This is a genomic window from Pseudomonas sp. UBA6753, assembly GCF_002453565.1.
GTDB lineage: Bacteria > Pseudomonadota > Gammaproteobacteria > Pseudomonadales > Pseudomonadaceae > Aquipseudomonas > Aquipseudomonas putida_Z.
In genome coordinates this window covers 149,732-169,756 of sequence record NZ_DKHD01000032.1, presented here as the reverse complement: position 1 = coordinate 169,756, position 20,025 = coordinate 149,732, and the positions used below count along the sequence as shown (strand labels likewise).

Here is a 20,025-nt window from a genome sequence, read left to right as displayed (position 1 = left end):
GCGTGTCATGGAACTTTATCGGCTCAAGCGTGCGCAGCGTCAGCAAGGGGTGGCAATCGTCGAGTTCACCATCACTCTGCCACTGTTGCTCCTGACCTTGCTGGCCTTTGGCGAATTTGGCCGCATGCTCTATCAGTACAACAGCCTGCTGCAGGGCAGCCGGGATGCAGCGCGCTTTGTCGCCAGCCAGGCCTGGAACTCGACCCTTGGCAAGGTCGAGGTGAGCGCCGACCTCGAGTGCATGACCAAGAAAGTGGCGGTGTACGGTGCACCTTCCGCGCCGCCCTGCAGCCTGACCGGGATGCCGGCCAATACCACCGTGCAGGTGGCCAAGGTGGCGGGCACCAACGACCACGTGCAGGTGACCATCAGCGCGGTCTTTTCCCCGCTGATAGCCAGCGGTATTCCGGCGTTTATCGGCAACGGCACGGCACTGAACTTCCCGTTGGTCGCCACCACCGTGATGAGGGCACTGTGATGAAGCGCAGAGGCATGCAGGGCGTTTACGTGGTGGAGTTCGCCATCGTTGGTACGTTGCTGTTCACGCTGTTGTTCGGGGTGCTTGAAATAGGCCGGCTGTACTACACCGTGAACGTGCTGAATGAGTCCGTTCGGCGTGGCGCACGGCTGGCAGCGGTATGCAATATCAGCGATCCGGTGGTGCTGCGCAGGGCGATATTCAACACTGCGGGCGACAGTGGTGCCAGCAGCCTGCTGGCCGACCTGGACACCTCGGACCTTACCCTGCTGTACCTGGACAAGAACGGTGCACAGGTCGCCAACCCCGGTGATCTGGTGAGCGCCACCGGATTTGCCGCTGTCCGCTATGTCCAACTGACGCTGCAGAACTTTCAATTCAGCCTGTTTATTCCAGGGTTTGGCGTGCCCATTACCTTGCCAGTATTCAAGGCGACCTTACCTCGCGAGAGCCTCGGGCGTCATACCGGGGCGGGTGTCGTACCGGAGATCACGCCATGCTGAATCTTAGGGAATCTTCTGTATCCGCTACCTCCATCAAGCCCGGGATGCGTCTGTTGATCAGCAGTTCCGACGCCTTGGCCTTGCGTCAGTTGCAAGAAATCTGTCAGCGCATCTCGGGTCTGGAGGTGAATGTTCGCCAGGTGAGCAATGGGCATTGCGACCCTCTGTACGGGCTGGACCGGATGCCCGATTTCTTGCTGCTGCGCGTTGGCCAGCTGTGGCGTGAGGAGCTGGCGGCCCTGTTGCAACGCCCGGCACATGAGCGCCCGCCGCTGTTGGTGTGTGGCCTGCTGGACGATCGGGAAGGCATGCGCCTGGCGATGCAGGCCGGTGCGCGCGATTTTCTGCCAGAGCCTATCGTTGCCACGGAGCTTATCGCTGCCTTGAACCGTATGGTCATGGAAACCCAGACCAACAGCACGGCAACAGGCAAACTGGTCGCGGTGATGAATGCCAAGGGTGGCTCCGGCGGCACGGTGCTGGCCTGCAACCTGGCGCATCAGCTCAGCCTCAAGGGCAACGCCCTGTTGCTTGACCTGGACCTGCAGTTTGGCAGCGTGTCGCATCATCTGGATGTGGCGCAGTCGCACAGCCAACTGGACGTGTTGCAGCAGATAAAAGAAATGGATGGTGTTGCACTACGCGGCTTTTGCAGCCATTTCAGCCCGTCCTTGCATGTGCTTGGCAGCCGCGCCAATGAGCTGTGCCTGCCGCAGGATGTCCAGGCCGAACAGCTCGATGCGCTGCTGCAGCTGGCGCGGGCCAACTATGACTGGGTAGTGGCGGACTTGCCGCGGCAGATCGATCACATCACCGCTTCGGTGCTGGAGCAGGCCGACCGGGTGTACGTCGTGGTGCAGCAGAGCGTCAACCATCTGCGCGACGCCAGTTCCCTGGCGCGCATTCTGCGCGATGACCTGGGCGTACGCGGCAATCAGCTGGAGGTGGTGGTCAACCGCTACGACAAGGCGGCACCGGTCAGCCTCAAGGATATTGGCGAGGCGCTGCGCTGCACCAATATCGTGAAACTGCCGAATGACTTCAGCGTCATCAACCAGAGCCAGAACACAGGTGTGCCATTAGGTCTGCAAGCACCTCGCTCCGCGATCACCCAGGCGCTGCGTGGGCTGGCCGAGGAATTGGTTGGCAAGCAGGTGGACACTGAAAACGGACTGTTCAAACGCGCCTTCAAGCGTGTTTTTCGGGGGTGAACCATGCTTAGCGATTTCCGTAACCGTTTGCGCAAACAGGCAGCCACCCCCGAGGCATCGACGCCGTCGAAGCAGGGTGGAGGCGCGAAGGACCCGGCAGAGGCGCTGATGGCGTGGGAACATTCGGCACCGGATGTTCTGTTTGAAACGAAAAGCCAGGTCACATCGGTGGAAGCCGAGTGGCGGGAGAAGACCTATCAGCAACTGCTCAAGGTCATGGACCTGTCCTTGCTCGATTCGCTCGAGCAGGCCGAGGCCGTGCGGCAGATCCGCGATATCTGCCAGCGTCTGCTCGATGAGCATTCGGCGCCGGTGAGCTCTGCCAGTCGCCAGTTGATCATCAAGCAGATCACCGACGAAGTGCTTGGCCTTGGCCCGCTGGAGCCACTGCTGGCCGACCATACGGTGTCCGACATTCTGGTCAACGGGCATGACTCTGTGTATGTCGAACGGTTCGGCAAGTTGCAGCGCACCGATGTGCGTTTTCGCGATGATCAGCACCTGCTGAACATCATCGACCGCATCGTCTCCAGCCTCGGCCGGCGTATCGACGAGTCCTCGCCGTTGGTAGATGCGCGGCTCAAGGATGGTTCACGGGTCAATGCGATCATCCCGCCGCTGGCCATCGACGGGCCGAGTATCTCGATCCGCCGCTTTGCGGTGGACCTGCTCAATACCGATAGCCTGATCCAGGCGGGCGCGCTGACGCCGGCCATCGCGTTGCTGCTCAAGGCGATCGTGCGGGGGCGGCTGAACGTGCTGATCTCCGGCGGCACCGGCTGCGGCAAGACCACCATGCTCAATGTGCTGTCCAGTTTCATTCCCCATAACGAGCGCATCGTCACCATCGAGGACTCAGCCGAGCTGCAACTGCAGCAGCCACATGTGGTGCGCCTGGAAACACGGCCGGCGAACATCGAGGGACGTGGCGAGGTGGGCCAGCGTGAGCTGGTGCGCAACAGCCTGCGGATGCGCCCGGACCGTATCGTGATCGGTGAGGTGCGTGGCGCCGAGGCGCTGGACATGCTGACGGCGATGAACACTGGTCACGATGGTTCATTGACTACCATCCACGCCAACACCGCGCGCGATGCATTGGGTCGCGTCGAGAACATGGTCTTGATGTCTGGTGCCACGTTCCCGATCAAGGCCATGCGTCAACAGATCGCATCGGCCATCGATGTGGTGATCCAGTTGGAGCGGCAGGAAGACGGCAAGCGACGGTTGGTAAGCGTGCAGGAGATCAACGGCATGGAGGGTGAAATCATCACCATGACCGAGATCTTCTCTTTTGTCCGCAATGGTGTGGGCGAGCAGGGCCAGGTGCTAGGTGACTTCCGGCCAAGCGGCATGGTCCCAGCGTTTCGCGATTCCTTGGCCAAGCGCGGGATCGAGTTGCCGCTGACGATGTTCAGGCCTGAATGGATGGAGGCTCGTCAGCCATGAGCCAGATACCCGGTGAATTCATCCTGATGTTTCTTGGCATGGTGTTCGTTGCCGTGTTTCTCCTCAGCCAAGGCTTGGCAGTGCCAGTGTTCGGCGAGGCGGGCAAGGTACGCAAGCGTATCCGCAGTCGACTTGTGCTCCTGGAGCGGGCAAGTCATCTGCCGAACATGCAGACCGTACTGCGGCAGAAATACCTGACACGCCTGTCGCCGCTGGAGGCGCGGCTCGAGCAATTGCCCTTCATGGCGACGCTGACTCAAATGATCGAGCAGGCCGGGCATGAGTACCGGGCCTATCGGGTACTACTGCTGGGGTTGGCGCTGGCAGCTGCTGCCGGGATGCTGGCTTGGATGTTCTTTCCTTACTGGTGGCTGGCGCTGGCGGCAGCGTTCGTGGCGTTCTGGCTGCCGCTGCTGAAAATTACCCGTGACCGTGGCAAGCGTTTCGCCAAGTTTGAAGAGGGCTTGCCGGATGCGCTGGAAGCTATGTGCCGGGCATTGCGCGCCGGGCACCCTTTTAATGAAACCCTGCGTCTGGTGGCAGATGAGCACAAGGGGCCGGTGGCGCATGAGTTTGGCCTGACCTTCGCCGATATCAACTACGGTAATGATGTGCGCCGGGCCATGCTTGGCCTGCTAGAGCGGATGCCAAGCATGACAGTGATGATGCTGGTCACCTCGATCCTTATTCACCGTGAGACTGGCGGCAACCTGACGGAGGTACTGGAGCGCTTGAGCAATTTGATACGCGGGCGTTTCCGCTTTCAGCGCAAGATCAAGACAATGTCGGCCGAAGGGCGTATGTCGGCTTGGGTGCTGGTGGCCATTCCCTTCCTGCTGGCGGCAGCGATCATTATCACGAGCCCAAATTATCTGACGATGCTGATCAAGGATCCTACTGGGCAAAAGTTGGTCATGGGGGCTTTTGGCTCCATGTTGGTGGGGATTTTCTGGATTCGTAAGATTATCCGTATCCAGATTTAGGCAGTTCTCGCATGGGGGCGTCGGTCATGGACTATTTGCTCGGTTTATTGAGTGGGGTGACGGACAACGAGGCATTGGCACGCTTGCTGATCGTCGGTGCGATCGGGGTAAGCACGGTCATTGCCGTTATCACTGTGACGTTACTGGTGCAGGGTTTGCAGAGCCCACTGCAGCGTCGTCTTGCACTGATCAAGCGTGATCACTCCAGCGCTGCGGCCGGGCGAGAGGCGCCAGGCAACCTTCAGCTTCTACTGGAGCGGGTTGGTCGGCGCGTTACCCCGTCTACGGATGGGCAGGTGTCGGCTACTCGAACCCTGTTGACCCACGCGGGTTATGGTTCGGCGTCGGCGGTACAGGTGTATTGGGCGGTGCGTTTGCTGTTGCCGTTGCTGCTGGTAGGCGTCTCGCTGTTGGTACTGCCACTGGTTCCAAACCTTTCCCTGATGATGGGCATGGGATTGGTGGCCATGGGAGCGGCCGTCGGATGGCTTCTGCCGGCAATCTATGTCGACAAGCGAAAGAATGCTCGGCAAGGTCGGTTGCGTGCAGCCTTCCCTGATGCCCTGGACCTGATGGTGGTTTGCGTGGAGTCGGGCCTAGCGTTGCCCCAGGCCATCGAGCGGGTGGCTGAAGAAATGTCGGTCAGCCAGGCCGAGCTGGCCGAGGAACTGGCCTTGGTCAATGCGCAGATCCGCGCCGGCATTTCCAGTACCGAAGCGCTCAGACAACTGGCGGACCGCACCGGCCTGGAAGACATCCAGGGTCTGGTCAGCCTGTTGGCCCAGAGCATCCGCTTCGGTACCAGCGTAGCGGCCACCTTGCGCATCTATGCCGAGGAGTTTCGTGACCGGCGCATGCAGGCCGCCGAGGAAATGGGCGCGAAAATCGGAACAAAGCTGGTTTTTCCGCTAATTTTCTGTTTGTGGCCAAGCTTTTTTCTGGTTGCCATCGGCCCGGTGATCATCGGGATACTTAAAACGTTCGGGAATCCATGACATGAACAGGATCAGCTTGCTGTTGACCATGATCGCCGTGCTCTCGGGTTGCCAGAGCACAGGGCCAGACTTGAATGGGGTGCGTTCTGTCTACTCCGGTGGCAATTCGGTGCTCTACCAAGTGCAGTCGCAAAGCAACTCGCCCGACCAGGCGATGCAGATGGCGGCGATGGCTTACCAGGCCGGTGACCTGGACCAGGCACTGTACCAGTACCTGCGCGTCCTTGAGCTGGCGCCCGAACGTCAAGAAGCCCTGGTCTGGGTTGGCCGTATCCACCGCGAACGGGGCAATAACCAGCTTGCCGAGATGGCCTTCACCGAGGTACTGAGCAAGGCACCTGAAAACCCCGATGCCCTGACGGAAATGGGCCTGCTGAACCTGTCCATGCGTAAACATGAGCAAGCCAAGGTGATGCTTTTGAAGGCAGTTGCCGTGGATCAGAAACGCGTTGCCAAGGACCCAGCCAATACCCAGACAGGGGCGGCTGCGCTCAGGGTCGACAGCAAGTCACCACTCAAGGCCTACAACGGGCTGGGGGTGCTCGCGGATCTGGCCGACAACTTCGCCGAGGCGCAGACCTACTACCGCCTGGCCGAGCTCATCGATCCACATTCGGCGTTGGTGCAGAACAGCCTGGGGTACTCCTACTACATGGCCGGGCAATGGGCCGATGCCGAGCTCCGGTACAAACGTGGTGTGAGCTACGACGGCACGTACAAACCGCTTTGGCGCAACTATGGGTTGCTGCTGGCTCGCATGGGGCGCTATGAAGAAGCGGTGTCTGCCTTCGAACAGGTCGAAAAGCGTGCAGAGGCCAGCAATGATGTCGGCTATGTCTGCCTGGTGGAAGGCAAGCTGGATGTGGCTGAGCAGTTCTTCCGCAGCGCGATCGAGTTGTCGCCGGGGCACTATCCCGTCGCCTGGGAAAACCTGAACAGGGTCCAGCAGATTCGGCAAATCCGCCAGCTGGGCGGCGATGTAGCGATGCCCGAGCCGGTTGCAGTTGGCCCGGCCGTGCAGGTGACAACCGCGTCGGCGCCTTGATGCCTGACAGATAGCGTAAACGGGGCTGCTACGCAGCCCATCGCCGGCAAGCCGGCTCCCACAGGTACCGCGCAGAATTCAGGCGTTGCGCGATCCCTGTGGGAGCTGGCTTGCCGGCGATGGGCCGCAAAGCGGCCCCCAATTGGTCCACTTCACCTGTGGGTGAGCGGTGCTTCAATTGCCAACGCTGCTTGCCCCAACGGATGCGTACTGGCATCAAAGAAATGCAGCACCGCCCCCGGCATATCCCCGAACCTGTCGACAAAATGCTGCTTCTGGTTGATCACCGATGCCTCGCTCAACGGCCTTATGGCAATCGACAGATGCATCGGTCGGGCCTGTCGGATGGCTTCGAGCAGATGCTGGTCACTGCTGTCCAGGTGCAGCCCGAACAGGCATAGCCCCTGGCTTTCCCGCGCCAGTTGCCCCAGGCACCAGCCCAGGTAGTCAGAGTTGCGGATGGCGCGCAGTTTCTCGTCGCTGCGGTCTTCGTTGACGAACAGCGGCACTTCGCCCGGGATGTTCACGGCAAAACCATCGAGCAGTTCGGCGCTGTCGGCACTGCGTTGGCGGGTGGTGCCGTCCGGCAGCTTGAGCAGGTGCAGGCCGCCATGCAGATGCAGCACCCGCGTGCCTTCGCCGTTGGTGCGGCGCACGTCGAAGAAGCCTTGCTCGTCGAACAGTTCGGCGAAGCCGTGCGGTGCGTGTTGCACGGCCCACGGTAGCAGCAGGTCGTAGTTGCTGGTGTAGACGCTGCGGTAGCCGCGCAGGGCCTGGTTGAGGGTTGCCAGGGTCGTGGCCGGCATGAGTGGCCACGGCAGGTGCACGGTGCGTACGGCGTGGATCAGCGCTTCCTTGATCGAGTAGTAGCGGTTCAGCGGTGCGGTGGAGTTGATGGCCAGCGCGGCGTTGGTGCGCACGGTGGTGTTGAGGGCGCTGAGCACCGGCTCGAACAGTTCCGTACCCAGCGACTTGAACAGTGCCTGATCGCTCACGGCCAGGCCTTTCTTGCGGCCGGCACGTTGCGCTTCCTCGAACAGCGAGAAGTAGCCGAACGGCTTCCACAGCACGCGGCTGGCGCCGTTGCCCAGCAGCAGGGCGTCGCAAGGGTGGCGGGCGGCGAGTTCCGGCCAGGGGGTGAGGGTAGCGTCTAGTGCGGGCATGCTGGGGTCCGTTGGGTGGAGCGGGAACGGGGGCGACTTTAGCATGTCATGCAAGGTGTGCGAGGGTTGTATCCAGGCAAGGGCCTTGTGTCGGCAATGCCGGCCCCTTCGCGGGCACGCCCGCTCCCACAGGAATTACACTGCCCTTGAATTCAGTGCAGTACCTGTGGGAGCGGGCGTGCCCGCGAAGAGGCCAGAACAGGCAGCGCAAGGTTCACAGGACGATAAAGGACTTATCCATGCGCAATCCCATGTTCAGTTTCTTGGCTTTGACCGCTTTGTTCACTGTATCGGCCGCTTCCGCCAGCAATGGCAAGGCCCTGGCCACCGCCCACGGCATTGCGCACCCGGCGGTGATCGCCCACCGCGGCGCCTCGTACGATGCCCCGGAATCCACCACCCCTGCATACCTGCTGGCCCGCGACCAGGGCGCCGACTACCTGGAACTCGACCTGCAACGCAGCAGTGACGGCGTGCTGGTGGTGGTCCATGACGATGTGCTGTCGCGTACCAGCGATGTCGCCGAGCGCTTCCCAGAGCGAAAGGACAGCCCGGTCAGCGCCTTCACGCTCGCCGAGCTGAAGTCGCTGGATGCTGGCAGCTGGTTCAACCAGGCCTACCCGGCGCGCGCCCGGGCCTCTTTCCGCAAACTGCCGATCCTCACCCTGGACGAGGTCATCGACATCGCCGAAGGCAACCCCGAGCGGCACCCTGGGTTGTACATCGAGACCAAGGTCCCCAAGCAGTTCCCGGGTATCGAGCAGGACCTGAAGGCGCGCCTCGCAGCCCGCGGCTGGCTCGACCGGCCAGGCCGTGTGGTGTTGCAGACCTTCGACCGCAACAGCCTGGCGTTGCTGCACGAGGCCATGCCGCAGGTGCCGAAGGTACTCCTGCTGTGGGTGGGGACAAAAACCATCGAGCCCGCTTCCGGGCAGGATTTCGCTGACTCGGGTGAAACCGACAAGGCCGCGTTCTATGCCCGTCAGCAGCCGAAGGACCAGGCGGAATTCCTGCGCTGGCTCGATCAGGCCAGGCAGGGCGGTGCGGTCGGTACGGGGCCTTCTGCCATGCGCACTCATCTGGGTGAACAGAGCTATGCCGACCTGATCCAGCCCTGGATGAACCAGGCCAGCCAGGCGCGGGATCTGCTGGTGCATGCGTACACCCTCGACGAACCGGTGGACTTCGACAAGGCGATGAAGGCAGGTGTCGACGGGATCTTTACCAACCGCACGGGGGCGTTGCTACGGTTCTATCAGCGTCCGGCGGAGCCAGAGGTTGTGATGCTGGAGAGGTTGGGATACTGAATGGTTGCAGGCGGACGGTTTGTAGCGGCCAAAGCGCTGAACAGTCTGCCACAGGTGATCATGCTGGTCAGGCGGGCCTATGTCAGTGAGCAAGGGCCTTCAGTACATGATCTGGATCGTTGCGTATCGCACGTAACAATGCCTTGGCTGGCCCGGTCGGTTCTCGTCGGCCTTGTTCCCAATTTCTCAGCGTGGCGACCTGAACATCGATCATCTCGGCAAAGCGTACTTGTGAAAGCCCTGTTGCCCTGCGGATGCTTCGTACCTGAAGAGCATCGATTGCGAATTCGCGAGAAGGCGCGCACTTGCCCTGGACGATGTCGTCCATCTGTTGAACGCTCTCCATCAGTTCGTCAAAAAAGCGGTTCATGCATGCCTCCAGTGTTCAATGATGGACTTCAATGCCTTGCGCTGCTCGCTGGACAGATCGGGCTGCTCATTTTTGCCGTAGATGTAGAGCATGGCTATCTGTGATCTGGATATGAAGTGGTAGTAGATAACCCTGGCACCACCGCGTTTTCCATGCCCGTTAGCGGGCACTCGTATTTTGCGTAGGCCACCGGTTCCCTCAATCAGGTCTCCTGTCTCAGGTGAAGCCATGAGCCTGACTTGCAGCAAGCGATAGGTGTCATCATCAAGGAGTTCTCTGACTCGTTTGGTGAACAAGGTTGTTTCAGTGAAAAGCATAGCAGAGTGTACGCCATTGGCGTAGCTTCCGGTTATCCAGCGCTACAGATATGGGAGTGCCCGGCCGTGTCTTCAGAGCGGGAAAACGAGGCTAGCGAACAAGGTTGTCGCTAGCCCATCATCCCTTTCCGAATGCCGAGTAGTCCTTTTCTCTGTAGGAGGCAAATTTGTGGCATCAACTCGCCCGTCAGCCTTGTTCAGTCACCTTCACACTACGACTCCTGTTACGCCAAACCCGATAGGCGCGAATGCCCGCCCGCACCGAGCCGAACAGCAGTTTGTCTTCCATCTCGCGGGCCATCCCCGAGCGCACCAGCATGCGCAGGAAGGTGCCGCGGGCGCGGGCGATGGCGAAGAAGATGCCCTGGGCGGCCAGGGTGTCGCGCACTTCGCGCAGGGCGGCGATGCCGCTGACGTCGATGCTGGTTACCGCTTCGGCATCGAACAGCACGGCCTTGGGCTGGTCCTGGCTCTGCACCGCCTCGAGCAGGCGCATCTTGAAGTAGTCGGCGTTGAAGAACAGGATCGCGTCGTCGAAGCGGTACACCACCAGGCCAGGCACGGTGCGGGCATCCTTGTGTTTGCGGGTGTCCACCTGGCCTTCGGTGCCCGGCAGCCAGCCCAGCACCGCGTCGGTGGGCTGATAGATGCTGTACAGCAGGCGCAGGATCGCCAGGGTCACGGCAAACACGATACCGGGCAGTACGCCCAGGCTCAGCACGCCGACCGTGGTCAGCAGGCACAGCCAGAACTCGAAGCGGCTCAGGCGGCGAATGTGCCCCAGCGACTTGATGTCGATCAGCCCCCAGCCGGCCATCAGCAGCACGGCGCCCAGCGCGGCCTGCGGGATCCACGCCATCGGTGCGGTGAAGAACAGCAGGATCAGGGCGATGACCAGCGCGGCGATGATGCCCACCAGCTGGCTCTTGCCACCGACCATGTCGTTGACCGCCGTGCGCGAGTCTGCGCCGCTGATGGCAAAGCCCTGGGAAACACCGGCAGCCAGGTTGCTTACGCCCAGGGCGACGAATTCGTGGTTGGCGTTGATCGCGTAGCCGTGCCGGGCGGCAAAGCTGCGTGCGGTGAGCATGGCGCTGCAGAAGCTGACGGTGGCGATACCCAAGGCGTCGCGCAGCAGGCTTTTCATTTCTGCCAGGTTACTGTGTGGCCAGGCCAGCTGCGGGATGCCGGCAGGCACCGGGCCGAGAATGGCGACGCCGAAGCGGTCGAGGCCGAACAGGCCGACCAGCAGCATGAACAGCGCCACTACCGTCAGCGCCGCAGGCAGGCGGGGGTAGCGCCGTGGCAGCCAGATCAGCAGGCCCAGTGCGGCGAGGCCGATGAGCAGCGTCACCCAGTGGATTTCGCCCAGGCGCTGGAAGAAGTTGATCAGGCTGAGGATGAAGCCGTCGCCCTCGATCTTGAACCCCACCACCTTGGACAACTGCCCGGCGATCAGGCTCAGGCCGATACCGTTGAGATAGCCGATCAGGATCGGCCGCGAGAAGAAGCTGGCGATGAACCCGGCCCGGGCCACTCCGGCCGCGATCAGCATTACCCCGACCAGCAAGGTGACGATCACCGACAGTTCGGCAATGCGGTGCGGCTCGCCCATGGCCAACGGCGCCACGGCGCCGGCGATCATCGCGCAGGTGGCGGCGTCAGGGCCTACCATCAGCTGGCGCGAGCTGCCGATCAGGGCGTAGACCATCATCGGCAGCACACAGGCATACAGGCCGTACTGCGGCGGCAGGCCGACGATCTGCGCGTAGGCGATGGCTATGGGAATCTGGATCGCTGCCACCGAGAGGCCGGCCTGCAGGTCGGCGTGGAACCACTCGCGGCGGTAGTGCAGCAGGTTGGCAAGGCCCGGTAGCCAGCGGGAGAGAAACATGCGTCGTCCTTTCGAAATGCTTCACGAATCCATCCACGCATTGAAGCGGATCGGCAGGCAAATGGCCATGGGGCAGATCAAAGGGAGGGGGAGAAACGAAAAAAGGAGCCTGGGCTCCTTTTGACAGCGATGACGTTGCGGGAACGCCATGCGGGAATGCGATTTGGAGCGGGTAGAGGGAATCGAACCCTCAACTAAAGCTTGGGAAGCTTTCGTTTTGCCACTAAACTATACCCGCGTTTGCGCAGCACTTTTTACCAGAACCCTCAACGAATTAGAAGCCCAAGTTATAAAAAAGCTTGTCGGCGCCCCCTGGCTTGCGGGTCTCATCCACAGGACGCCGAGCTGCTCAGATGGCCAATGCATGCTGCCCCTGTTTTACAGGCTGGTAACGGTGACGAGGTTCACGCATGGTTGGCTTCAGGAACCCCAGCATGACGCTGCGGGTGTCCTCGCAAGCGGTCTTGTTTTCCATGTCCAGGAAGTGGCCTGCGTCGCGGATCACGCTGAAGTGGCTGCGGCCCACGTGCTTGCTGAACTGCCGCGCATCTTCGACCGTGGTGTACTCGTCGCGGTCGCCGTTGATGAACAGCACCGGGATGTCGATATTGCGTGCACCATCCAGCGCCCGCTCCAGGTCATGTTGCAGCACCTCGTTGATGTGGAAGTGCATCTGCGCGTACTCGTGGCTGTCCAGGCTGCTGACGTGGCGGTAGTTGAAGCGCTTGAACAGTGACGGCAGGTGTTTGCCGATGGTGTCGTTGACCAGGTTGCCGACCTGATAGCGGTCGCAGGCGGCCAGGTACTGGCAACCACGGTCCAGGTAGTCGCGCATCGGTTCGTTGATCACCGGTGAGAACGAACTCACTACAGCTTTCTTCACGTGCCGCGGCTGGTGCGCCAGCGCCAGCAGCGTACTTGCGCCACCCCACGAGAACGACATCACGTGGTCTGCCTGGAAGTGCTCGATCAGCTCGAGGAGGATATGTGCTTCGGTCTCCTTGCTGATAAGGCGTTCCTGGCGATTGTGCGGCTTGGATTTGCCCGCGTATGGCTGGTCGAACAGTACTACGTTGAACTGCGGGTGCAGGTTACGTACCGTCTGGGCGAACGAGGCCGTGGTGGCCAGCGAGCCATTGATCAAAATGATCGTATTCTCGGCCGCATCCGCGCGATAGAACTCCGTGTAAACCCGATACTGACCTTGGATATCAAGTACAGCGATTTCTGGCCTCATGTCATCGACTCCTGGCGCAAAAAGGGTATTCGCGTCACCTAGGGTGCACGTTCTTTATGACAGGTAGGCATTTGCCTGAAGAGATACCGGGGGGCCCTGTGTCGATCCTTGGCACTTGCGTCGACGGTATTGTTTTTGGCGGGCAATTTGCCGTGCCCCAAGGCATCGAGGCCCTGGGTGGCCGGCAAAAGGTGTCTTCGACTGCGGGTGTGACTTGGTAGTCACATGCAGACTGACGATTTGGATTCAAGCAGTGGGTCGGGGATCCCGCAAGTGCCGTTCGGGGGAAAATGTGACTTTTGTCGCTGAGCGGTCGTATGACGACCCTGATCTGTCTGTTCCGGCCTCTTCGCGGGCTCGCCCGCTCCCACAGAGGTCACTCCAGCCCGGAGGCCTGTGGTGTACCTGTGGGAGCGGGCGTGCCCGCGAAGAGGCCGGTACAGGCTGACTAGACCGTCGCTATTTCATCCGCCGTCAGCTCACGAAACGCCCCTGGCGCCAACCCCGGGTCCAGCCGGATCGCCCCCATGCTCTCCCGATGCAACCCCACCACCTTGTTGTCGAAATGGCCGAACATGCGCTTCACCTGGTGATAGCGCCCTTCGACGATCGCCAGCCGTGCCTGGCGCGGCCCGAGGATGTCCAGCTGGGCGGGCAGGGTGGTGAGGTCTTCGAAGGCGAAGTAGAAACCCTCCAGGAACTTGGCCACATAGTGCTCGCCAATCTCGTCCTCGGTTTCCACCAGGTAGTGCTTGGGCAGCTTGGTCGTGGGCTGGGTAAGCCGCCGTGACCATTGGCCATCGTTGGTCAGGATCATCAGGCCGGTGGTGTTGAAGTCCAGGCGCCCGGCAATGTGCAGGTCCTCACGCAACGCGGCGGGCAGCAGGTCGAGCACGGTGCGGTGTTGCGGATCCTGAGTGGCGCTGACGCAGCCAGCGGGCTTGTGCAGCATCAGGTAGCGCGCCGGGCGGCCAGCCTGCAGCAGCTGGTTGTCCAGCTCCACGCGGCTGAATTCACGCACCTCGGCCAGCGGGTCGCTGACCACCTGGCCATCCAGCCGCACACGGCGTTGCGCCAGCATCAGGCGGACTTGCTGGCGGTTGTGGCTGGGCAGGTTGGCGAGGAAACGGTCGAGGCGCATGGCAAACGGTCAGTCGGAGGCGGGGGAGCGAAGTTGTTCTTCGACGGCGGCGCAGCGCGGGCACAGGCAGGCTTTGTCGCGTAGCGCGGCGGGCAGGGCCTCGAGCACGGCAGGGTCGATGGTCACGCTGTAACACCAGCAGGCCTGGGTGGCCCGGCGCGGGTCGGCCAGGCTGCACTGGTTGAGGGCGCCACAAGCGGGGCAGTGCTGGTTATCGGGCATGGCTGCCGCTCACCTGTATCAAATTGTTGCAGAAATGGCACTGCACCTTGGCGGCACTGTCTTATTCAATGTCGATGATCGCATTTCGCATCGATGCTCGCCAGCGCCGCTGTTCGGGCACTCCAGCGGTCCAGGAGGCCGCCATGTCCTATCGAATCCTGTTGATCGCCCTGCTGGGGCTGATGACTTCCGCCTGCGTTCCGTACTACGAGAGCGGGGGCTATTACCGATCGGACCACTACTATTCCGACCGTTATGTTTCACCGGATTATTACCGCTATGACCGCTATTACGTAACGCCGCAACAGCGCTATTACTACCAGCCGGCGCCGCGTTACTACTACCGCTCGGCGCCTGCGCCTCACTACCGGTCTCATCCACAGCCGGGGATGAAGCAGTGGCATGGCAACCCACGCTATGACTATGGCAACCGCCAGCGGTATGACTATGGGCGCGACCGGGACCGTCATGATTATCGCGGTGGCAGCCAGCGCTACCAGAATGACCGTTGGCACTCCAACGGGCGGGGGGATGATGACCGGCGCGGGGACGGGCGGCGTGGGCATGGGCAAGGAAGGAACTGGCAGCGGTAGATGAATTGAAAATCGGGGGCGCGGTGCGCCCCTTTCGCGACGCTACCCGAGATCCGCCAGCGGATGCCGCCCCTCCCACACCTTGGCAAAATGCGCCTCCACCACCGCCGCCGGCACTTGCGCCACATCGGGCCAGTGCCAGTGCGGCTGGTTGTCCTTGTCCAGCAAGCGCGCACGCACGCCTTCGCTGAATTCCGGGTGGCGGCAGCAGTTCAGGCTCATGCTGTACTCCATCTGAAACACCTGCGCCAACGACAGGTGCCGTGCCCGGCGGATCTGTTCCCACACCAGGTGTGCGGTCAGCGGGCAACCTTCATGCAACCGTTGGCCGGCATCTGCCAGCAGCGGGTCCTCGTGGTGCTTGAGCCCCTCCAGCGCACGCCAGGCGGCTGCTGCGTCGGCCACATCGAGCAACTGATCGATTACCTGTCGCCGCGGCAGCCACTGGGCCTCGGGCAACTCGGCGCAGGCGCGGTGCTGTTCGGCCTTGAGCAGGCTGTTCAGTTGCAGGGCAGTTTGTTCCTGCCAGTTCAGTTGCAGCAGTTCTTCGATCAGCGCCTCTTGCTGGTACTCACCCAGAAAGCGGTCGGCCAGGCCCAGGTCCAAGGCGTCGTGGGCATTGATCGGCGCGCCCGTCAGGCCGAGGAACAACCCCAGCTTGCCCGGCAGGCGGGCAAGGAACCAGCTGGCGCCCACGTCCGGGTACAGGCCGATGCTGATTTCCGGCATGGCCAGCTGACTGCTGGGGGTGACGATACGTACATTGGCGCCCTGCAGCAGGCCCATGCCGCCGCCCAGCACATGCCCGTGCCCCCAGCACAGCAGCGGCTTGGGATAGGTGTGCAGGGCAAAGTCCAGGCGATATTCGGCGGCAAAGAAGGTGGCGGCCAGCGGGGGTACGCTGCCGGGGTGGTCGCGGCAGGCTTGCACCAGCGCACGCACATCACCGCCGGCACAGAAGGCCTTGGCACCGTTGCCGCGCAGCAGCACGCAAACGATCCCTGGGTCGCGAGCCCAGGCGTGCAACTGTTCGCCCAATACCTCGATCATCGGCAGGTTCAGGGCATTGAGCGCCTTGGGCGCATCCAGGGTGGCGATGCCGATGCGGGCGCCATCGGCGCCGGTGAGTACCTCGCAATGAATGGTCATGGACTACCTCGCGCAAGTCATCGGACAAGTATGGCTTGCCTGGCCGAACATGCCGGTCGTCGGTCGGATCGTTTGACAAGCGGGAAGGGCTTACCTAGTGTCGCGCCATTGTTTATGGAAGGCCCCATGACTGACGACGATCGCATCAAACTCGAACCCAGCTGGAAGGCCGCCTTGCGCGCCGAATTCGACCAGCCCTACATGCATCAGCTGCGCGAGTTCCTGCGCGGCGAGTACGCCGCCGGCAAAGAGATCTACCCGCCAGGGCCGTTGATCTTCAATGCGCTCAACTCGACGCCGCTGGACCAGGTGAAGGTGGTCATCCTCGGCCAGGACCCGTACCACGGGCCGGGCCAGGCGCATGGCCTGTGCTTCTCGGTGCAGCCGGGCGTGGCCACGCCACCGTCGCTGGTCAACATCTACAAGGAGCTGCAGCGCGACCTGAACATCCCGATTGCCAACCATGGCTACCTGCAGAGCTGGGCCGAGCAGGGCGTGCTGTTGCTCAACACGACCATGACCGTGGAGCGCGCCAATGCCGCGTCGCATGCCAAGAAAGGCTGGGAGTTCTTTACCGACCGGGTCATCCAGGTGGTCAGCGAGCAGTGCCCGAACGTGGTGTTCCTGCTGTGGGGCTCGCATGCGCAAAGCAAGCAGAAGCTGATCGACGGGACCAAGCATCTGGTGCTGAAATCGGTGCATCCATCGCCGTTGTCGGCTTACCGTGGGTTCCTGGGGTGCGGGCATTTCAGCCGGGCCAACAGTTTCCTCCAGCAGCGCGGGCTGGCGCCGATCAACTGGGCGTTGCCGCCGCTGTGATCACCTGAAAGAACGCGTCGCCTGCTTCGCGGGCAAGCCCGCGAAGCAGGCGACGCGATTATTCCGAGTTGGTGTTCCACACCCGGAACAACGGCTCTGCCAGAAACAGCACGAACAACAAGCGCATCACCTGCAGCGCCGTCACCAGCGGCACCGACAGTTGCAGGGTCTCTGCCGTCAGGCTCATCTCGGCAATTCCGCCCGGCATCATCCCCAATGTCAGCGAGCGCAGATCCAGCGCGGTCATGACGCTCAATACCCAAGCGGCGCTGCCGGCAATCGCCATGCACAACGCCGTGGCCACCAGGGTACGCCCCAGGAACGACGGTGCGCGGCGGAAGAACGCGCGGTTGAAGTGGCAGGCCAGGCCACTGCCGATCAACCACTGGCCGATCTGGCTGGCGCCATTGGGCAGGGTTATCTGCAGGTTGCCCGCCAGGCTCACGGTGGCTGCCACCAGCAATGGCCCGAACAGCCACGGGTTGGGCTGGCGCAAGCGCTGCCAGAGCAAGGCGACGGCAACGCCCAGCGGCGCAATCAGCGCCAGCCAGCCCCAGCTCACACTGCCGGTGTGATTCAGCGGTACTCCGTCACCCAGCAGGAACTTGAACAGCGCCGGCACGCACAGTACCACCGCCAGCACGCGCAGGCTCTGCGCCGCCGCTACCTGGCTGAGCACCGCGCCGTTGCGCGCGCCAAGGTTGACCATCTCCCCCGAACCGCCCGGCATGCTGGCAAAGAACGCCGTGGCACGGTCTTCACCGGTGCGCCGCAACAGCCATACGCTGATCACGCTGGACAGGGTGGTGAACAGCGCGCCGAAGAAGATCAGTGCGAAATGGCTGGCCACCTGCTCGATCACCGCCGGGGTGAAGTGCAGGCCGATACCGATGCCGATGATCCACTGCCCGCATTTGCGACCATTGGGGATTTCCGGCAGCTGCCAGGGTGTCAGGCAGCGCACCAGGATGATCGCCAGCAACGAGCCGACCATCCACGGCAAAGGCCAGCCGACCTTGCTGGCGGCAAAACCGCCAGCGAGGCCGACCAGCCCGGTCGCGACAAACAACGGCAACGAGCGATCAGGCATCGGCCATCGCCCGGCGCTGCTGGCTGCGTTTGCGCCAGATGCGCAGCAGCGGCAGGGTCAGCATGCAAATGGTCAGTACCCATACCGACATGCTGATCGGGCTCGACCAGAGGATGCCCAGTTCGCCGTTGGAGATCGACAGCGCCCGGCGCAGGTTCTGCTCCATCAGCCCACCGAGGATGAAGCCGAGCAGGATCGGCGACAGCGGGAAGTCCAGCTTGCGCAGGATATAGCCCATGATGCCGATGCCGACCATCAGGAACAGGTCGAAGGTGGTGGCATGCACGGCGTACACCCCGATCCCCGTGATGATGGCGATCACCGGCACCAGCGCCCAGTTCGGCACGGCGAGGATGCGGGTGAAGATGCGGATCATCGGGATGTTGAGGATCACCAGCATGATGTTGGCGATGAACAGCGAGGCGATCAGGCCCCAGACGATGTCTGGCTGCTGTTCGAACAGCAGTGGGCCCGGGGTGATGTTGTACAAGGTAAGAGCGCCGATCATCACCGCGGTGGTGCCCGAGCCGGGTACGCCCAGGGTCAGCATCGGTACCAGGGCGCCACAGCAGGAGGCACCGATGGCGGTTTCCGGGGCGGCCAGGCCGCGGGCGTCGCCCTTGCCGAACTTGCCCTTGTCACCTGCCAGGCGTTTTTCGGTCATGTAGGCCACGGCGCTGGCCAGTGTTGCACCGGCGCCAGGCAGCACACCCATGATGAAGCCCAGCAGGCCGCAGCGGATGTTGACCACGAACACCGAGGCCGCTTCCTTGAAGTTGAACAGCATGCGCCCGGTGGCCTTGACTGCCTGGTGGCCATGGTGGGTCTTTTCCAGCAGCAGGAGGATTTCGCTGATGGAGAACAGGCCCAGCACCAGCACCACGAACTGGATGCCGTCGGCCAGATGCACGCTGTCGCCGGTGAAACGGTACACGCCACTGTTGGCATCGATGCCGACTGCCGACAGGAACAGGCCGATCAGTGCGGCAATGAAGGTTTTCAGCGGCTTGTCGCCGGCCATGCCACCGAGGGCGACGATGGCGAACACCATCAGCACGAAGTACTCCGCCGGGCCGAAGGCGATTGCCCATTTCGCCAGCAGCGGGGCGAACAGCACCATGCCGCAGGTGGCGATCAGCGCACCGATGAACGAACTCCAGGCCGACAGCGACAGCGCTACGCCAGCCAGGCCATTGCGGGCCATCGGGTAGCCATCGAGGGTGGTCATCACGGTCGAGGCTTCGCCGGGGATGTTCAGCAGGATCGAACTGATGCGCCCACCGTATTCACAGCCCAGGTACACCGCCGCCAGCAGGATCAGCGCCGACTCCGGCGGCAGGCCGAGGGCGAAGGCGATGGGGATCAGCAAGGCCACGCCGTTGATCGGGCCCAGGCCCGGCAGCAGGCCGACCACGGTGCCGATCAGCGTGCCGGAGAGGGCGGTGACCAGGTTGTAGGGGGACAGGGCGACGCCGAAGCCCTGACCCAGGTAGCTCAAGGTATCCATGTGTCAGTTCTCCAGTACGCTCAGCAGGCCAAGGGGCAGGGGCACGTCCATCACACGGTCGAACAGCCAGTAGAGGAACAGGCTCATGCCCACCACCACGATGGCGCTGTGCAGCCAGCGGCCGCCGTACAGGCGGGCCATGGGCACGCCGACCAGGATGGCGCTGAGGATAAAGCCCAGGGCTTCGAAGGTGCTGGCGAAAACGATCAGCAGGCCGACGCAGGCGGTGATCTTGATCAGGGTTTCGCGGTCCAGTTCTGGTTCGTCGTCCTTGCGCACGATGGGCGTGGGGCGGAACACCAGGTACAGCAGGCCCAGGCCAAGCAGGCCGAGCATCAACAGCGGGTAGGCGCGCGGGCCCACCGGTTCATAGGAAAACGCCGCCTGGTAAGGCCAGGCCATCACGGCCAGGGCGGCGCACACCGCCAGCAGGGCCAGGGCGAAGATGCGTTGCAGGATCATCAGAGAGTCCTCATTGAGCACGGACCCTGTGGGAGCGGGCATGCCCGCGAACACCGGCAACGCCGGTGCCAGGCACCGCGGTGTCTTCTTCGC

21 protein-coding genes and 1 tRNA gene are annotated in these 20,025 nt (G+C 62.4%); 10 read left to right on the top strand and 12 right to left on the bottom strand.

Annotation, left to right across the window (positions count from 1 at the left end; genetic code table 11):
* The first annotated feature begins 7 nt into the window (after positions 1-7).
* From B2790_RS12460 to B2790_RS12430, 7 genes are read left to right on the top strand one after another with little or no spacing between them, the layout of a single operon-like run.
* On the top strand, positions 8-478 hold the full coding sequence (locus tag B2790_RS12460; RefSeq protein WP_075046194.1) for a TadE/TadG family type IV pilus assembly protein: 471 nt from the start codon (positions 8-10) through the stop codon (positions 476-478).
* Positions 478-981, top strand: a complete 504-nt coding sequence (locus B2790_RS12455) for a TadE/TadG family type IV pilus assembly protein (protein ID WP_286918933.1) — start codon at positions 478-480, stop codon at positions 979-981. The genes B2790_RS12460 and B2790_RS12455 overlap by 1 nt, the downstream gene beginning before the upstream one ends.
* Positions 975-2,192 (top strand): AAA family ATPase, encoded by a 1,218-nt coding sequence (locus B2790_RS12450; protein ID WP_075046193.1) that lies wholly within the window; start codon positions 975-977, stop codon positions 2,190-2,192. Before B2790_RS12455 ends, B2790_RS12450 begins: the two co-directional genes overlap by 7 nt.
* A 3-nt stretch (positions 2,193-2,195) precedes the next feature.
* The gene (locus tag B2790_RS12445) at positions 2,196-3,638 is read left to right on the top strand and encodes a CpaF family protein (protein WP_075046192.1); all 1,443 of its coding nucleotides are present in this window, start codon (positions 2,196-2,198) and stop codon (positions 3,636-3,638) included.
* Complete coding sequence (locus B2790_RS12440) at positions 3,635-4,621, top strand: type II secretion system F family protein (protein ID WP_075046191.1); 987 nt, start codon at positions 3,635-3,637, stop codon at positions 4,619-4,621. Before B2790_RS12445 ends, B2790_RS12440 begins: the two co-directional genes overlap by 4 nt.
* 26 nt (positions 4,622-4,647) lie before the next feature.
* Positions 4,648-5,616, top strand: coding sequence for a type II secretion system F family protein (locus B2790_RS12435; protein ID WP_075047036.1), 969 nt, complete (start codon positions 4,648-4,650; stop codon positions 5,614-5,616).
* A 1-nt stretch (position 5,617) separates the two neighbouring features.
* Positions 5,618-6,661 (top strand): tetratricopeptide repeat protein, encoded by a 1,044-nt coding sequence (locus B2790_RS12430; protein ID WP_286918932.1) that lies wholly within the window; start codon positions 5,618-5,620, stop codon positions 6,659-6,661.
* Positions 6,662-6,813: 152 nt separating this feature from the next.
* Here B2790_RS12430 and B2790_RS12425 read toward each other — a convergent pair whose 3' ends face one another.
* Positions 6,814-7,824: a DUF4917 family protein gene (locus B2790_RS12425; protein ID WP_075046189.1), complete on the bottom strand. Its 1,011-nt coding sequence runs from the start codon at positions 7,822-7,824 to the stop codon at positions 6,814-6,816.
* Between the two features lie 239 nt (positions 7,825-8,063).
* On the opposite strand from B2790_RS12425, the gene B2790_RS12420 reads away from it, so the two are divergent.
* Complete coding sequence (locus B2790_RS12420; RefSeq protein ID WP_085614243.1) at positions 8,064-9,131, top strand: glycerophosphodiester phosphodiesterase family protein; 1,068 nt, start codon at positions 8,064-8,066, stop codon at positions 9,129-9,131.
* Positions 9,132-9,213: 82 nt separating this feature from the next.
* On the opposite strand, the gene nadS is transcribed toward B2790_RS12420, so the two are convergent.
* From nadS to B2790_RS12385, 7 genes are all read right to left on the bottom strand, one after another.
* Entirely contained in the window at positions 9,214-9,501 is a 288-nt protein-coding gene (gene nadS, locus B2790_RS12415; RefSeq protein WP_075046187.1) for a NadS family protein, read from the bottom strand.
* On the bottom strand, positions 9,498-9,818 hold the full coding sequence (locus B2790_RS12410) for a type II toxin-antitoxin system RelE/ParE family toxin (RefSeq protein ID WP_075046186.1): 321 nt from the start codon (positions 9,816-9,818) through the stop codon (positions 9,498-9,500). Before B2790_RS12410 ends, nadS begins: the two co-directional genes overlap by 4 nt.
* Positions 9,819-10,005: 187 nt before the next feature.
* Positions 10,006-11,712: a SulP family inorganic anion transporter gene (locus B2790_RS12405; RefSeq protein ID WP_286918931.1), complete on the bottom strand. Its 1,707-nt coding sequence runs from the start codon at positions 11,710-11,712 to the stop codon at positions 10,006-10,008.
* A 164-nt stretch (positions 11,713-11,876) separates the two neighbouring features.
* Positions 11,877-11,950, bottom strand: a tRNA-Gly gene (locus tag B2790_RS12400).
* A gap of 111 nt (positions 11,951-12,061) precedes the next feature.
* Positions 12,062-12,949 carry a (R)-3-hydroxydecanoyl-ACP:CoA transacylase gene (gene phaG / locus B2790_RS12395; protein ID WP_075046184.1) on the bottom strand — a complete coding sequence of 296 codons (888 nt, stop codon included), beginning with the start codon at positions 12,947-12,949 and terminating at the stop codon, positions 12,062-12,064.
* A 448-nt stretch (positions 12,950-13,397) separates the two neighbouring features.
* Positions 13,398-14,090, bottom strand: a complete 693-nt coding sequence (locus tag B2790_RS12390) for a pseudouridine synthase (protein ID WP_286918930.1) — start codon at positions 14,088-14,090, stop codon at positions 13,398-13,400.
* Between the two features lie 9 nt (positions 14,091-14,099).
* Positions 14,100-14,312 carry a cysteine-rich CWC family protein gene (locus tag B2790_RS12385; protein ID WP_274078334.1) on the bottom strand — a complete coding sequence of 71 codons (213 nt, stop codon included), beginning with the start codon at positions 14,310-14,312 and terminating at the stop codon, positions 14,100-14,102.
* Between the two features lie 143 nt (positions 14,313-14,455).
* On the opposite strand from B2790_RS12385, the gene B2790_RS12380 reads away from it, so the two are divergent.
* A complete protein-coding gene (locus tag B2790_RS12380) occupies positions 14,456-14,905 on the top strand; it encodes a hypothetical protein (protein WP_286918929.1) in 450 nt (149 codons plus the stop codon).
* 42 nt (positions 14,906-14,947) lie between these two features.
* Here B2790_RS12380 and B2790_RS12375 read toward each other — a convergent pair whose 3' ends face one another.
* Positions 14,948-16,054: an enoyl-CoA hydratase/isomerase family protein gene (locus B2790_RS12375; RefSeq protein ID WP_286918928.1), complete on the bottom strand. Its 1,107-nt coding sequence runs from the start codon at positions 16,052-16,054 to the stop codon at positions 14,948-14,950.
* Positions 16,055-16,180: 126 nt separating this feature from the next.
* On the opposite strand from B2790_RS12375, the gene ung reads away from it, so the two are divergent.
* Complete coding sequence (gene ung / locus B2790_RS12370) at positions 16,181-16,873, top strand: uracil-DNA glycosylase (protein WP_075046180.1); 693 nt, start codon at positions 16,181-16,183, stop codon at positions 16,871-16,873.
* A 58-nt stretch (positions 16,874-16,931) separates the two neighbouring features.
* Here ung and B2790_RS12365 read toward each other — a convergent pair whose 3' ends face one another.
* Genes B2790_RS12365 through B2790_RS12355 form a run of 3 tightly spaced genes read right to left on the bottom strand, consistent with a single transcriptional unit; the run spans position 16,932 to position 19,932 of the window.
* Complete coding sequence (locus B2790_RS12365) at positions 16,932-17,963, bottom strand: AbrB family transcriptional regulator (RefSeq protein WP_085590287.1); 1,032 nt, start codon at positions 17,961-17,963, stop codon at positions 16,932-16,934.
* Entirely contained in the window at positions 17,956-19,470 is a 1,515-nt protein-coding gene (locus tag B2790_RS12360) for a tripartite tricarboxylate transporter permease (RefSeq protein WP_025340437.1), read from the bottom strand. The genes B2790_RS12365 and B2790_RS12360 overlap by 8 nt, the downstream gene beginning before the upstream one ends.
* 3 nt (positions 19,471-19,473) lie before the next feature.
* Positions 19,474-19,932, bottom strand: a complete 459-nt coding sequence (locus B2790_RS12355) for a tripartite tricarboxylate transporter TctB family protein (RefSeq protein ID WP_046614795.1) — start codon at positions 19,930-19,932, stop codon at positions 19,474-19,476.
* Between the last annotated feature and the right edge of the window lie 93 nt (positions 19,933-20,025).